Annotated in this window: 17 protein-coding genes; 4 read left to right on the plus strand and 13 right to left on the minus strand. The window is 29.8% G+C overall.

What is annotated here, in order from left to right; genetic code table 11:
- Nucleotides 1-63: 63 nt before the first annotated feature.
- The 5 genes from N4270_RS10635 to N4270_RS10655 form a co-directional block, all read right to left on the minus strand.
- Nucleotides 64-870, minus strand: a complete 807-nt coding sequence (locus N4270_RS10635; protein ID WP_260097083.1) for a LytTR family DNA-binding domain-containing protein — start codon at nt 868-870, stop codon at nt 64-66.
- 224 nt (nt 871-1,094) lie between these two features.
- Complete coding sequence (locus N4270_RS10640; RefSeq protein WP_260097084.1) at nt 1,095-1,910, minus strand: DUF6090 family protein; 816 nt, start codon at nt 1,908-1,910, stop codon at nt 1,095-1,097.
- 53 nt (nt 1,911-1,963) lie between these two features.
- Entirely contained in the window at nt 1,964-2,944 is a 981-nt protein-coding gene (locus N4270_RS10645) for a hypothetical protein (RefSeq protein WP_260097085.1), read from the minus strand.
- Between the two features lie 26 nt (nt 2,945-2,970).
- Complete coding sequence (locus tag N4270_RS10650) at nt 2,971-3,699, minus strand: hypothetical protein (RefSeq protein ID WP_260097086.1); 729 nt, start codon at nt 3,697-3,699, stop codon at nt 2,971-2,973.
- A 103-nt stretch (nt 3,700-3,802) separates the two neighbouring features.
- Nucleotides 3,803-4,471 (minus strand): toxin-antitoxin system YwqK family antitoxin, encoded by a 669-nt coding sequence (locus N4270_RS10655; RefSeq protein ID WP_260097087.1) that lies wholly within the window; start codon nt 4,469-4,471, stop codon nt 3,803-3,805.
- A gap of 481 nt (nt 4,472-4,952) precedes the next feature.
- Between N4270_RS10655 and N4270_RS10660 the strand changes: the two genes are divergently transcribed.
- From N4270_RS10660 to N4270_RS10670, 3 genes are all read left to right on the plus strand, one after another.
- Nucleotides 4,953-5,429, plus strand: a complete 477-nt coding sequence (locus tag N4270_RS10660) for an Hsp20/alpha crystallin family protein (RefSeq protein WP_260097088.1) — start codon at nt 4,953-4,955, stop codon at nt 5,427-5,429.
- 93 nt (nt 5,430-5,522) lie between these two features.
- Complete coding sequence (locus N4270_RS10665; protein WP_260097089.1) at nt 5,523-5,753, plus strand: hypothetical protein; 231 nt, start codon at nt 5,523-5,525, stop codon at nt 5,751-5,753.
- Between the two features lie 35 nt (nt 5,754-5,788).
- The gene (locus N4270_RS10670) at nt 5,789-6,277 is read left to right on the plus strand and encodes a hypothetical protein (RefSeq protein WP_260097090.1); all 489 of its coding nucleotides are present in this window, start codon (nt 5,789-5,791) and stop codon (nt 6,275-6,277) included.
- A 174-nt stretch (nt 6,278-6,451) separates the two neighbouring features.
- Here N4270_RS10670 and N4270_RS10675 read toward each other — a convergent pair whose 3' ends face one another.
- The 7 genes from N4270_RS10675 to N4270_RS10705 all read right to left on the minus strand — a co-directional run bounded on the left by N4270_RS10675 (nt 6,452) and on the right by N4270_RS10705 (nt 12,232).
- Complete coding sequence (locus tag N4270_RS10675) at nt 6,452-7,207, minus strand: DUF6090 family protein (RefSeq protein WP_260097091.1); 756 nt, start codon at nt 7,205-7,207, stop codon at nt 6,452-6,454.
- 191 nt (nt 7,208-7,398) lie between these two features.
- Nucleotides 7,399-7,857 (minus strand): hypothetical protein, encoded by a 459-nt coding sequence (locus N4270_RS10680; RefSeq protein WP_260097093.1) that lies wholly within the window; start codon nt 7,855-7,857, stop codon nt 7,399-7,401.
- A 162-nt stretch (nt 7,858-8,019) separates the two neighbouring features.
- Nucleotides 8,020-8,727 (minus strand): hypothetical protein, encoded by a 708-nt coding sequence (locus N4270_RS10685; protein ID WP_260097095.1) that lies wholly within the window; start codon nt 8,725-8,727, stop codon nt 8,020-8,022.
- 226 nt (nt 8,728-8,953) lie between these two features.
- The gene (locus N4270_RS10690) at nt 8,954-9,676 is read right to left on the minus strand and encodes a DUF6090 family protein (protein WP_260097096.1); all 723 of its coding nucleotides are present in this window, start codon (nt 9,674-9,676) and stop codon (nt 8,954-8,956) included.
- Nucleotides 9,677-9,683: 7 nt separating this feature from the next.
- A complete protein-coding gene (locus tag N4270_RS10695; RefSeq protein WP_260097097.1) occupies nt 9,684-10,448 on the minus strand; it encodes a DUF6090 family protein in 765 nt (254 codons plus the stop codon).
- A gap of 67 nt (nt 10,449-10,515) precedes the next feature.
- Nucleotides 10,516-11,268 (minus strand): DUF6090 family protein, encoded by a 753-nt coding sequence (locus N4270_RS10700; protein WP_260097098.1) that lies wholly within the window; start codon nt 11,266-11,268, stop codon nt 10,516-10,518.
- 205 nt (nt 11,269-11,473) lie between these two features.
- The gene (locus tag N4270_RS10705; protein WP_260097099.1) at nt 11,474-12,232 is read right to left on the minus strand and encodes a DUF6090 family protein; all 759 of its coding nucleotides are present in this window, start codon (nt 12,230-12,232) and stop codon (nt 11,474-11,476) included.
- A 209-nt stretch (nt 12,233-12,441) separates the two neighbouring features.
- Between N4270_RS10705 and N4270_RS10710 the strand changes: the two genes are divergently transcribed.
- Nucleotides 12,442-13,008, plus strand: coding sequence for a hypothetical protein (locus N4270_RS10710; protein WP_260097101.1), 567 nt, complete (start codon nt 12,442-12,444; stop codon nt 13,006-13,008).
- 219 nt (nt 13,009-13,227) lie between these two features.
- On the opposite strand, the gene N4270_RS10715 is transcribed toward N4270_RS10710, so the two are convergent.
- Nucleotides 13,228-14,025: an alpha/beta hydrolase gene (locus tag N4270_RS10715; RefSeq protein ID WP_260097103.1), complete on the minus strand. Its 798-nt coding sequence runs from the start codon at nt 14,023-14,025 to the stop codon at nt 13,228-13,230.
- Between the last annotated feature and the right edge of the window lie 131 nt (nt 14,026-14,156).

Below are 14,156 nucleotides of genomic sequence, written 5' to 3' on the forward strand. Positions count from 1 at the left end.
CATTGATAGGGTTGTTAGCAGCATATTTTGCTACGAACTGTCTGTGTGGTGTGAATAAATAGCTTAGTGGATGAGCTGTTTCCAATTATTTCTGAAATGTCTGCTTAACCGAATAACTTGACCGCTTTGAAGTGTTGCGTCATAGTCTCCATTATTTCTTGATTTCAGTTCTTTAACGTAAGTAGCGTTAATAATTGAAGAACGATGTACTCTTAAAAAAACATTTGGGTCGAGTTCAGTTTCAAATTCCTTTAAGCTTTTATTATCTAAAATCTTTTTGTCGTTTGTGTGAATAATGGAATAAGGCTTATCAGTCGAAATTAATTGTATCGTTGACGTTGAAATACTTAAAATTTTTGAACCCATCTTAAGGTTGATGTTATCGGGATATTGTTTTTTTAAATGAGTCGATTGATGTTTCGAAATATAAATTGCAGGAAAAATGATATACCACAATAGAGCAATATAGAATTGATTAGATAAGGCACTATTAAAAATACTGGAAAACCGATGTGATGGTGTAAACATCAAACGACTAACCAACACAAATAACGCTGCAAATAATAGTATATGCAGAACACTAAAAAATACTCCAATCATTAAATTTAAAGGGAGTTTGGTGAATTTATTTTTAGGATTAACAATTTTTATCAGTCGGTTTGTAAAAATGGTCAGCGGAATAAAAAAAATCCAAAACGTATTGTAGAGGGATGATTCTGATAAGTAAAAACCTGTGTTGTGAATTCTGCTGTAGATATAGTCTTGTAATACAGCCAATAGAAATACAAAAACTACAATTAATAGGTAGAATGGTAATCTTCCAATTTTTGGAATTTTAAATTTTTCACTTATGTTAATTGATTGTTCCAATGTTTCTTCAGCTTGGATACAACGCTATTGCGTATCGTTAGTTGTGTTAAAGGACGTAATTATTCTTTGCGATACAATATAGCAAAAAGTAGGGAAGAACCTTTGTCTTAAAAAATACTTGTAATTAACGATACACGTTCTTATGCCTGTCTGCCGCAGGTAGGCTTTCGTTATTTTTTTAAAGCATTAATTCATTAATTCATTAATTCATTAGTTATATGGCATTATAAACTAGCTATTTCTTTTTCTATTAGTTGTTTTAATTCTTCATTTCTTGCTGTCGCATTAATAGCACTTTGAACTGTCCATCCAGATTCTCTTATCATTCGTTTTATGAGGCCTATTCTTTCTGGATTATTTTTTAGTAAGCTAATTGGATCTGGTAATTTATAAGTGTCAGTCGTAATAAAACCGTCTTTTGCTAAAGATTCCTGAAAATCTATCGCCAAAGATTGAACTTTACCATTAAAGTCATTCTCCATTGCTCCATAATAATATTCAATATCATATTTTATTTTCGGGTTAATTTTCGAGTACATTCCCGAACTTTTTAGTTCTTCAAAAGTGGATTTAGCCATAGGATATATAACAGCTCTATGCATAATACTATAGGTGAGTTGAATAAATTCTTTATTATGAACCTCGGGTAGTTCTTTGTCCCAAAAAGGATAATTTTGGGTATTAAAAGAAGGGATGTCACTTTTGCGATCAGCAATTGGATCATAAGGGTTCGATCCTTCCATTTTTAAAAGATATTGCATCGAGTAATATTTAAAGCTATGCCATTTAACAATCACATCCAATCCTTCTTTTTCGCTATTTAAATCTTGAGTAAAACTAGTTAGATATGCTTTAAGAGCTTTATTATTTAATCTGTTTTCATTCCAGTTGTTAATCTGTAATGCTATTAAAATTCCGATAACCACAAGTACAATTTCTCCAATAGCATACTTTAAATACCTGCCTGTCCGGTTGGAAGGCTTTCCAGTTTTATTTTCCGAAAGCAGTTGCTTTCGAATGTGTCTAAAGAACTTAATCATGTGTATGGCTTTTAATTGTTCCGCAAGCGGCTATCTCAAGCTGCTATGCGTAATTATTTTTCTGTCTGCTTTAGAATCCAATCCATAAGTTCGTCTTTATTTATCGAGTCCCAAGTTGATTGAGTATTCCTTTCTTGTGATGGATTGTCTTCAGGTTGTAATACAATCAATTCAGTATTTTCATTTCCTGCTATTCTCAATTCAGCTAAAAAACCTACCATATCTGTCGAATTATTCTCGTATAATGTTCTTAGTTGTTTTGTTAGCTTATATTCTATTGCCGGTTCTATATACGCTCTAACTCTATAGTCTTTAAATAGCTTAACATTGTCATTCGTTTCATCAGCGTAACTATACGAAGAAAAGTTGTGATAATTTTCGGGATTAGTTTTTGGTGTTCCTTCCAAGTTCGTTTCTAATAGATAGTTTATAAATTTTGGTTCCCACAGGTTAATTCGGTTAATTCTTATATCACGTTGATGTTGATACCATTTTCTTGTAAAATCCATCGTAAAATTGCAAGCGACAATACCTTTAATTTTAAGTTGAAATTTGAAATCACCCTCTTTCATAAATTTAATATAACGCATTGCTCTATGTCCGACTAAACTCGCTCCTAAAAAGAAAATGTTATTATTTGGTAACTTATAGTTGTCAAATACTTCTCTAATTAGCTTGTGTGTAGAAAGCATCGATGATTGAGAAAAGTAAAAATCAAGAGGAATTTCGGTTGAGACTGACAATACTGCAAAGCCTTTTTCTGAAGCTTGAGTATACATCTGCTTTGAGCTCTTGTTCTTTTTGTCATACTTAGAATCTTCGAGGAAAATGAGCACACCTTTTAGGTCCTTATTTTCAGGAAGCATTAGCGTATAGCCTTTTTGAATAAAAGGTAAAAAGTCATTTTCTCCTATTCCAACTTTTAGGCTATCATGTTTTACTGGTTCGTAATATTCAACTATTTTCTGTGAAAAAGATTTCATACTAAAAACAGTCAGCAAGAGTAAAAACAGTACCTTAGAAGGTGTTTTCATTATCCTTAGTTTTAATTATTCAGTTGTTAGCCTTCGTTAATTTTTTCAATATTATTTTTTTTCCAATTTTTTAATTCTAGTATAAAATTTTCTATCGTAGGAATATAGCTTTGATAAATGCACATATAGGAATAAGAAACTTTATTTTTATAATCTTGACTATTAACAAAATAATCTTTGGCTTCATCATCTAGCTCAAATTTGACATATTTCTGAAACCAATCATAAGTATCTCTCCATTCAATTAAATTACGCCTAATATTAGACTCAATGATTTCTACTGAGGCATTAATATGAAGATTTGCACTTTCATAAATTCGGATAATTTCTACTGAATTGTCGTCTTGTAATTCTAATCCTTTTAATCGTTCAATACCTGTTTTATCATATTCAAATAAAATAATACCTGTGGTTAAATTCTCTAAACCTTCATTGAGAAGTGATTCACTAATGGAATCATTTAAAACCTTTTTGTAGAGATATTCCATGTCTTTGTATTGGGCAATCAAAATATTAGCAGATTGGATATTTCTTTCTATATCTGAAATTATTCTCGAATTTACGTTTGCAACGCTTTCATTTTTTTTTCTAGCCTCATTTAAATTATTAGCTTGTATGGCTAGAAGCACGCCAATCATAACTAAAATGATTTCACCAATAGCATACTTAAAATACCTGCCTGTACGGCTGACAGGTTTTCCAGTTTTATTTTCAGTAAGTAGTTGCTTTCGAATGTTTCTAAAAAACTTAATCATGTGTAAATTATATACAGTGTTGGTAGATCGTTAATCTTAATATAGTTCCTTTCATTTCTATTAGAATAGAATTCGGATTATTAGTCTGTTTTTCTGAACATACTTATTTTAGTATTTTAAAAAAAGGCATTTCCATACTAGCTTTATCATTATTTGTAATCATAATCATTTCTGAATTATAAGGTCTGAACTCGAACGTCACAACGTAAGATTCATCAAATTCAAATTTATATTTATGCTTGCTTACTTTAGTTAATTCATGACTATTAGAGAAAGGTTGTCCTAATAAATCCATTAGACCTTCTATCAATAATTTGTTTTCTGAAGATTTTAAAATTTTTATATGTCCAGGGAATAATTTAAGTTGATACGTTGAAATATATATATCGGGATTGTTTTCGTCAAAGTTTTCAATTATACAGATTAACTCTCCTTTTTCATTATAATGTGTAAACTTTCCATGCAATTTACCCGATTTATAGTTATATATTTTCTTTATTTTACCATTGCTATAATAGGATTTCCATTCTCCTGTTTCTTTTCCATTTTCATAAGTGCCTTCTTCAATTAACGGACCCGTTTTTGTTTTATCCTTTACATCACTAAAACCGCCATTTTCACCATCATAAAATTTCCAGAGACCTGTTCGCTTTCCATCTTTTTCCATACCTACAGATTCTAATTGCCCATTTAAATGATATGACTTGACTTCTTGAGCTAACGAGGAATTGATAACAAATCCTAATGCTAACACTAATATTAATTTTTTCATGTTTACTGTTTTAAATTGATTTTGTAGGCCTTCTTTTAATGTTTAAAGAATTTTATAATTAGTTGCGTTAAGTTATAGAATAGAGCCATCAGTGTTCAAATTATACACAACAAGATATATGAATGGTTAGTTGCGTGCAAGTACGCGATAATTCTTTGCTATGCAATATAGTAAAAACTAGGGAAGGACCATCATCTTAATCAACTGAGGCAATGAATTATAGACGTTGATGTGTGCCGTGCTTTCAAATTTATTGTTATAGAAGCATATGAATGAAAACTAGAATTTCGATATGAAAATATGTCATTCTATTAAGAAAAAAAATGTCAAAAATTCATAAAAATGACAAATTTTCATTGAGAATTAACAAAAAATGTTATAAAAATGGCGAGGCGTAAAAGTGGTATTTTTTTTGCAATGTTATGAGTGAAGTCTTAATAGATTTCAATTTGAAATAATGTTTAATTAAAATTTTGTAATTATGAGCAATTTAGTTAATGTTCCTAAAAACGGAAGTTTAGCAAACACTAATTCAAACTTAAACTTCCCTAATTGGTCTAGTTGGTTAGATGATATATTCAATAGAGACCTTCCTTCGGTATTTACTTCAAATTTTAATACTGGAATCACTCTGCCAAAAGTTAACATTAAAGAAACAGCAGATGCTTTTACTGTGGAAATGGCAGTTCCTGGTCTACAAAAATCAGATTTCCACATTGACCTAAATAATCAATCGTTGTCGATTTCTACGGAAACGAAGCAAGAAAATGAACTTCAAGAAGATAACTATACACGTCGAGAATTTGGTTATTCGTCATTTAAAAGAGTATTTACGCTTCCAGAAAGTGTAAATGAAGAAAAGATTAATGCGAACTACAAGGATGGAATTTTAAGTGTTCACTTGCCTAAAAAAGAAGAAGCAAAACAAAAACCACCAAGGACGATTAAGATTTCATAATTGAATTATTAACCTTGAAGCAAGTATTGAGGATGACGCTGAAATTTAAGCCTCATCCTCATAATGTTTTTTAACTTTTAATTTGATAGTACGATGATAAGAAAATTTAAATCTGGCGATTGGGTAAAAATAAAGGGAAAAACTTTTGCACCAAAAATGGAAGTTCTAAAATATATCCCAAAGAAAGATACAGTTTTTGGTTTGACTGATAATGATAGTTATTTGGAATGTATTTGGTATAAAAATGGAGAGAGACTATCAGAAGTATTTCACCAAAATAGATTAATTAAGATGACTGAAACAGGTGGTTTGTATAAAACTTAATCTTTTAAAGTGTATAATTTTTATAATATAGAACAATGAGAAAGTATATTTTATTATTAGCATTAACTTTTTTTAGCTTTAGCTGTAATGGTCAAGAAAATAAAGCAAAAAAAGAAGAAACTAAAGACGTTGAAGACAATAGTATTGTAAAGCCTAAAGGGACTTGGAAAGTTGATAAAGAATTTGATGAAAATGGAAACTTAATTAGATATGACAGTATTTACTCTTGGTCTTCTAATAGTAAATATGATGATTTTTCATCTTTAAATAAAGATAGTTTAATGCAATCATTTAAATCAAGATTCTTTACTAATTTTTCGAAGTTTGAAAATGAAGGATTTGAACATATCTTTTCTCAAGATTCACTTTTTAGTAATCGTTTCTTTAATGATGATTTTTTTGTAAGTCCTTTTGGTAAGGATTTTATGGATATAGATAAAATGAGACAACAAATGATTGCTAGACAGAAAGAATTTTTAGAAAAATATCAATCTGAATTTATAAACCCAAAAGACGAAAACTAATTAGTTTTCGTCTTTTTTTAATTGGTCTATTTGTTTTTAACGCATTAGATAGAGCGGTTTAGGCTATGAGTAGTTGCCTATAAATACGCTATTATTCTTTGCTATATACTATTGTGAAAAGCAGGGAAGAACCTTCGTCTTAGCTAGCTGAAGCAATTAGTTATATTCGTTGTTTTATTTTCTGTAATCTTCGATCGCTTTTATTATTTCATCGCCTTTTTCAATGAGGTCATAGCGATATTTACTTGCTGTTTGTGTTACTAATTCATATCGAAACAAAAGATATAAGAGTTCATCATTTTTCATGATTTTTAGAAAATCAAAATCTGGACTATTATATTCAGTTGTAGTTTTGTATCTATTTTTGCGAAATGTTTTCCAAACCGTTCTAAAATAGCCGTTTCCAGCAGTTATCATTTCCATATGTTCTACCGCAGAACCTTCTTTTATTTCGAATTTGTTTAGAACGCTAGAAAACTGCAAGTATGATTTGATAAGGTCTCTAATAGTTTCCATCTGCTCGCGTTCAAATGCAGGGGATGTTATAACCTTATCAATTCCGTTTCGATTGATTTCAAAATACTTTTCAGAAAGTACAGGGTAAAGTTTTTCGACAAAGTCATTTTCATCGACCTGAATTTCATTTTCATAATTATCGATTAAAAGACTAGCTCCGTTTGCGACTTCATTCCTTCTCTCAATCAAATTCAATAGTTGAAGTTTATTACTTTTCAAATCTTCAATTAAGTTTTGGAAATTATTTTCCATCTTATTTTGAGCTTGATGCTTCTCATTCCAATTATTAATCTGTAAGGCAATTAAAATACCAATAACAACAAGTACAATTTCTCCGAAGGCATAGAGTAAATATTTACTAAACTTGTTTTCGGTTAGTAATCTTTGACGGATTTTTCTAAAGAATTTTATCATTTGGTCAGTGTTATTTCTCTAAAGTTAGGATAATTATTTAATTCTGTTCGAGTGAGAATTAATGAAGCGCAACGGAATTGTGTAAGGTGTCGTTGCGTACACGTACACTATTATTCTTTGGATGTCCTATAGTGAAAAGTAGGGAAGGACTAGTGCAGTAATTAGCTATACACGTTGTTGGCTGACGTTTATTATAGGTAATTGAAGAATAGTTCAATAAGAATACCTAGCACAATACTTACGATAGCAGCTATATGGGATAAACGTTTTAATTTAAATGTGTTGGCAAATGCTAGCCATAAACATAACAGAGCACAAATAGATAAAATTATTGTTCCGTATAATGGGACTATGCTATTGAAAAGCCCTATTTGATTAAAGAAAGGATCTAGCAAAGAAGTGAATCCAAAAAGAGCTAAAGTGAAATTCGTTTTTTTATGACCTATAAAAAGGTAGTAGCCTGCAATTAATAGCTCAACGCTTATTGCTAAGGGACCAAATTGGTTGTAGTATTCTCTTTTAAAATAAGCTTCGAATCCTTGAGGAAATTCAATCTTTAATATAAAGGCGACACTTAAAGCCGTTCCAATGATTAAAAGCAATAATGAAATAGTTTTTCTTTTTTTATGAGGACCTTTTAAATATTGCACAACGTTATTGTATATGGTTAGTTGAATGTTTCGGTAACTAATTTAGTAAACAAAAACGAACACGAGAAAATTCCGAAGGAATTTTACAAATAATCAACAATCAAAGCAATTAATTATGCACGTTGTTGTGCTAGTCTACCGCAGATAGGCTTTCGTTATTTTCTAATTATCCTTTTCTAATTCTGCAAAAATGGTCTTTAGTTTATTGAAGGATTCGATTGAATTTTCATATGCATCTTTATTTAGATTTAAAGATACTCTTCTTGCCAAAACATAATTCTGAAAATGGATTTCTTGCGCATAACTTTTTGAGGACACGTTCATATCCCAAAAACTCACATTTGAAATCAAAAAATTCTCATAAAAATCTTTGAACCCTGCAAAATCTAAATCTTCTACGACTTTTATGTCATTAAATGTTTCGTATGGTTCAGAGATAGAGTTTCGTAATTTTAAATCATCAAACAGTTTTAGGTCACCAGAGAATTTCAAGTTTTCATAAGTTATCATTGTAGGATTTAAGTAGTTGGATTGCATTATCCTATCCAATTTTGTTGGCAATTTTGGGTTGTCGTAATCTTTGGAGTATAATAATTGAATTACAGTATCTACTTCTTTAAGTATTTCGATTGTAAAATTATTAGTTTCATTTAATCGTTTTATGTTACGATTGGCTTCATCATTTAACTGAATTATATATAAATCACGTAGTTCTAAATTATTTCTATTTTTTACATTTTCGTTAATTCCTAAAGCGATTAGAATTCCAATTATCACAAGCACAATTTCTCCAATTGCATAAAGTAAATACTTACTGAACTTATTTTCAGTCAATAATCTTTGACGGATTTTTCTAAAGAATTTTATCATTGGTTAGTAGTTTCTTGAAAGGTAGAACAATTATTTAACTCGAGTGAGAGATAATGAAGCATAACGTCTATGTATATGGTTAGTAGTGTTAAAGTAGTAAGTTAGTAAAAAAGAACGAAGAGTGCGGAAATTCGGTAGAATTTCCTGAACCAACTTGCGCAGCAGTTAATTATGCATGTTGTTGTGCCTGCCTACCGCAGGTAGGCTTACATTATTTTTTATTCAGCTAATGTTTTAATTCTTTATCAATTTGAGAAATAATATCCTTAAGACTTTCCTGGTTTATTACAAATGTTCTCCAATAATAAAAATTCTTTGATTGAAAATAAATATTAAGATCTGCAATTAAATATTCATCCGTTAAATCACTAATGTTTTTATATGGTTTATAAGCTATTACATGAGCATATTTATAATTTAAATCAGATGATTCCTGCCTCAAGATTTCAAATAGATTTTCATTGGTAGGTGCATTAAAAGTATAAAACCTTTGAATATTTGAATATAGAGTGTCATTTATTATAAGGTCAGAATTACCATCAGCAATCATTGCATCGTAGGCACTTTTGCTTGACCGAAAGGGCATATCATATCCAAATAACTCCGAATAAGATACTTTGCTAATAGTATCAAAGCCTTCAAAGGAAGTTATTTCTTTTCGAGGATTAAATGAAGGTAAGACTTTTTTAAAGTACATAATCTCTCTTCCCCAATATGGTTTTAATTCTTCGATTAACTCTAAATCTTTAAACATATCCGAACGAATTTCTTTCAAAATAGTGGTAGCTTTCATTTTACCCTTTTGAACTTCATTCCAATTATTAATCTGCAATGCAATCAAAATTCCAATGACTACTAGTACAATTTCACCAATTGCATATTTAAAATACGTTCCAGTTTTACCTCTTGAAAGTAAATCTTGTCTAATTTTTCTAAAGAATTTTATCATTGGTCAGTTATTTATTAATTTCTAAATCAATTTCAACTAAAATTAGTTCTATTTGCTCTTTTATTCCACCAAAAACTCTTGGTCCATTGGCTGCTGAAATTGTTAGATAATAATCTAAAAGGTTATTTTCAAATTCAATCAAACTAAAGATTTGCCTATTATTCTTTGAATCAGAAATTGATTTATGTTCAAAATTACGACCTCTATCAATCAACAATTTTCGGATACTTCCATTATTATTTAATTGGTTTTTTAGTTTGCTCTTTAAATCAGTAATAGTATTTCGCATTAATTTTAAAAAATCCAATTTACTTTCAAATGAGGCAAGACGTTGTCTTAGTTTTTTATTTTGAATTACATTAAGATTCCCTGAACTGATCATATCAGTTAATACTCCTTTTGATGGTTGATAAGTTGCATCGCCAGAAAAAACTGAATACAGTATATCTGATATAGCTTTATCACTTATTGTATCTAGTACATTCGTGTCAAATAAGGTCAGCATATTCTCTACTGCATTTACGCGTTCCTTATTTTTTTGAAGACTAAGATTTATTTTATCTAGGTTAGTTTTATATTCAGTTTGTAATGACAATAAATATTCTTGTTCTATTTTTATTTCTTGTCTGCTAGTATTGAAATTATTAATCTGTAACGCAATTAAAATCCCAATAACCACAAGTACAATTTCGCCGATGGCATATTTTAGATATTTTCCAGTTTTACCTTCGGAAAGTAGATTTTTACGGATGTTTCTGAAGAGTTTTATCATTAGTTAGTGGTTAGTTGTGCTTTGACTTCGTCAAATCTTCGATTTCGTTATTTTTTATAACTTAAGATTATTTTTTTTCACGTTCAAGTAATGCAATAACTTTTGTCATTCCATTGCTTATTCTATTCATATAATTAATCCTTACAACTTTCATCTGTAAAGAATTATTTAACGTGGCAAACGTAGAAGGACGTGCAAGGATTTCCAAAAATTTTTTTTCAGTTAATCTAAATCTTTCAGGTAGCATTTCATTAGGCGTAGATAAAATTTCGCTTAATCCTATTTCTTTTCTTAGTTCCCATCCAGAACCATTATAATACATCTCATTACTAATTTTGCGGTGAATGGTTCCACCCATGTTGGCAGACATTATTTCAGCGTAAAGTATTAGTACTTTCTTATTATTAATCATACTAAGCTTGCCTGACGATTTCGAATCTTCATAAATTGGTAAATTGAGATCATAAGGAATACCATATGTTATAAAACCTCCAAGTTTTTTTAGTGAATCTATTTGAATTGTTAATTCTTTAAAACCAATATGTTTTAAATACAATCGACCGTCTGCAACTAGAGAATCACCAAGAGCAATAGCATCATTTATTATTACCTTCGAAGACTGTAGTTCTATAATTAAGTCTTCAATTAATTGTTGTTTCAATATCTCATTTTTCCTTGATTCATTCCAGTTATTTAAACTTAACGCAATTAAAATTCCAATGACTACTAGTACAATTTCACCAATTGCATATTTAAAATACTTTCCTGTTTTACCTCTTGAAAGTAAATCTTGTCTAATTTTTCTAAAGAATTTTATCATTGGTCAGATATTTCTTTAAAGTTAGGATAATTATTTAATTCCGTTCGAGTGAGAAATAATGAAGCACAATGTGTATGTGTATGGTTTGTAGTCTAGGAGAACTAAGTTAGCACAAAAGAACGAAGAGATTGGAAATTCGGCAGAATTTCCCGAGCACACTCTGTCCGAACAATAAATCATACACGTTGTTGTGCTTTCGTTATTTTTAATTAGTTGTTTTTAATTTTTCTAATAATGTAGTTGCTGATTTTTTATATTCTCTTAAATAAGGCAAATAATTTTGAATTGCTATTAATCTATATGTGACTACTTTATTTTTAAAAATTCTATTGTTAGCAAAAAAATCTATCGTTTTAGGATTGTACTTACCATGCATAAAGTCTGAGTACCAAGAAAATTCCTCAAAATATCTTATTGTATTGAATGACTCTTCCTTTAATTTGTCAAGTACCAGATTTAAATGTTCAAAATTTTTATAGAATTGAATAATTTCATTTGTAAGGCCTTTATTTTCTTTTGCGTTGTAATCATTATAAGTTTTAAGTAACTCTACACCTTTATCTTTAAATTCAAAGGGGATAAAAGCAATAACATCACCTTGACACGGTATACATTCAGAATAATTTTTGGCGTTGATTGAATCTAAAGGAATATTTGAGTACTCTTCTGAAATCATAGTTTCCAATCTTAATTCCAATTGTTCATATTGATTTATGACAATATCTAAATTTGAGAGATCAGATTTTAAATTTAGTTCAACTTCTTTATAGATATTATTAAGTTGATGTTCTGTTTTTTTATTTTCATTCCAGTTATTAATCTGTAATGCAATTAAAATTCCGATAACCACAAGGATAATTTCGCCAATTGCATATTTAAAATACCTGCCTGTCCGGCTGGCAGGCTTTTCAGTTTTTCCTTCTGAAAGTAAATTTTGTCTAATTTTTCTAAAAAATTTTATCATTGGTTAGTGGTTGGTTATAATGAAGCAACGTGTATATGTATGGTTAGTTGCGCACAAGTACGCTGTTATGCTTTGCTAAGCAATATAGTAAAAAGTAGGGAAGGACTGTCGTCTTAACCAACATTATCAATTAATTATACACGTTGTTGTAGGTAGTTTTATAATTTATAGATTATTTTTATTATTTTAGTTAAATAGTTGAAAATAAAATGGTTATAAAATTTAAATTGCTATTGTTTGTAATTATTATTGTTGCATGTTCTCCATACAATAACAATGATGATTTTCCAGAGCCAAATCAATACAACGGTGAAGATTTGTTTTCACAATCTTCTGATGCTGAAAAGATTTTGATGGGCAAATGGTATTATGGGTATGGTTATAATGAAATGCAAGATGGATCTGTTGAAATTAGTTACGAAACGGGACTTCATTGGCCAACTGGAGATAGAACTGATACAATACAATTTTATTCGAATAAAATGGTTGGCTACAGTTGGGACTGTCCATATGAAAATCCCTCAAAACCCCTCGTTAAGCTTGCAGTATCCGAAGCAGCATATTTTCATTGGTGTTTTCCAAGTGGGGTAAATGGTTGGCTTATTAAAAATGATACTCTTCATTATTACAGAGGATTCGATACAAATGATTTTATTTCTTATCCAATAGTCGAAATAAATAACGATTCAATTTTTTTCTTGAGTAGAGATTGGCCAGTAAATAGTCCCACGGGAATTGATAAGGAATATGCTGTTTTCTTTAAAAAGCCAGAATAAAGTAGTATATCAACTAACATCAAAAAAACTAATAGAAATTATTTTATAGATGCTTCAGTCAAGTTGAATTAATTACAGCCAAACGTGTTCGTGTAATGGCTAGTTACGTGTAAGTACGCTGTTATTCTTTGCTAAGCAATATAGAGAATTGTGAGAAAAGATCCTTCGCTTAGCCAACACTAGCAATTAATTATACACGTTGTTGTGTGCAGTTTTTATTTATTCTTTCTCAAATATAAATTTCATTCCGTCATAAAAACTAGAATAAGGAACGTGTCCACCATTTTCGTATGTCATATATTCAAATTTTATTCGGTCCTCTAATTCATATTTTATCCTCTTTGATAAATCAATTATTGATTGGTGTATTTCCTTGTTTGGGTCTAATGGGTCAGCCAAAGAGTTTGCTACGAATAATTTCTTTCCTTTAAAATTCTCTTTGTTTTGAAAAGATTTGTCTACTAGTTTATTGAAATAAGTGTTCATATCTGCAAACCAACCAGCGCAATTTCCGATATAATTATCAAACAATTCTGGTTTTGATAAAAAGGCATACATTACAAATAATCCACTCAAAGACCTGCCTCGAATGGTTTTCTGTCCATTTGTACGATATTTTTTATCAATATATGGCACCAATTCGGTTTCTAGGAATGAAATAAAATTTTCGGCTTTAGGGTTCTTTACTTCGTAAGAAGGTCTGCTAATTGGCATCATATCTCTGTCTCGATCGGTATTTGAAATTGCTACAATAATTATTTTCAAGCGCAGATTATATGTTACTAACCTTGCATCTATTAGATTATTTTCAGTTCCGTCCAACAAAAAGAGAATAGGATAAGTTTCGTTAGATACTTCATAGTCATTAGGAAGAGATACAATTAATTGTCTATTTTCATTTAATACTTTTGATTGAACGCTGTCTCTAATTCCAATTTTAACATTGACATCTTGAGAATAACTAATTCCTGATTTTAAAAATCCAATAAGTACAAAAAATAAAATATTGTTTCTCATTTTGTGCTGCATTCAAGGTTCTAACGCAACAAACGTTGCTTTTTTTTAGTTGATACTAAGCTACATTTTTTAGTTCAGAATCCATAATTTCTTGAGGCGTTTTATACCCAATTATTTTTCGAGGTCTATTG

Source organism: Psychroserpens sp. SPM9, assembly GCF_025153525.1.
Lineage (GTDB): Bacteria > Bacteroidota > Bacteroidia > Flavobacteriales > Flavobacteriaceae > Psychroserpens.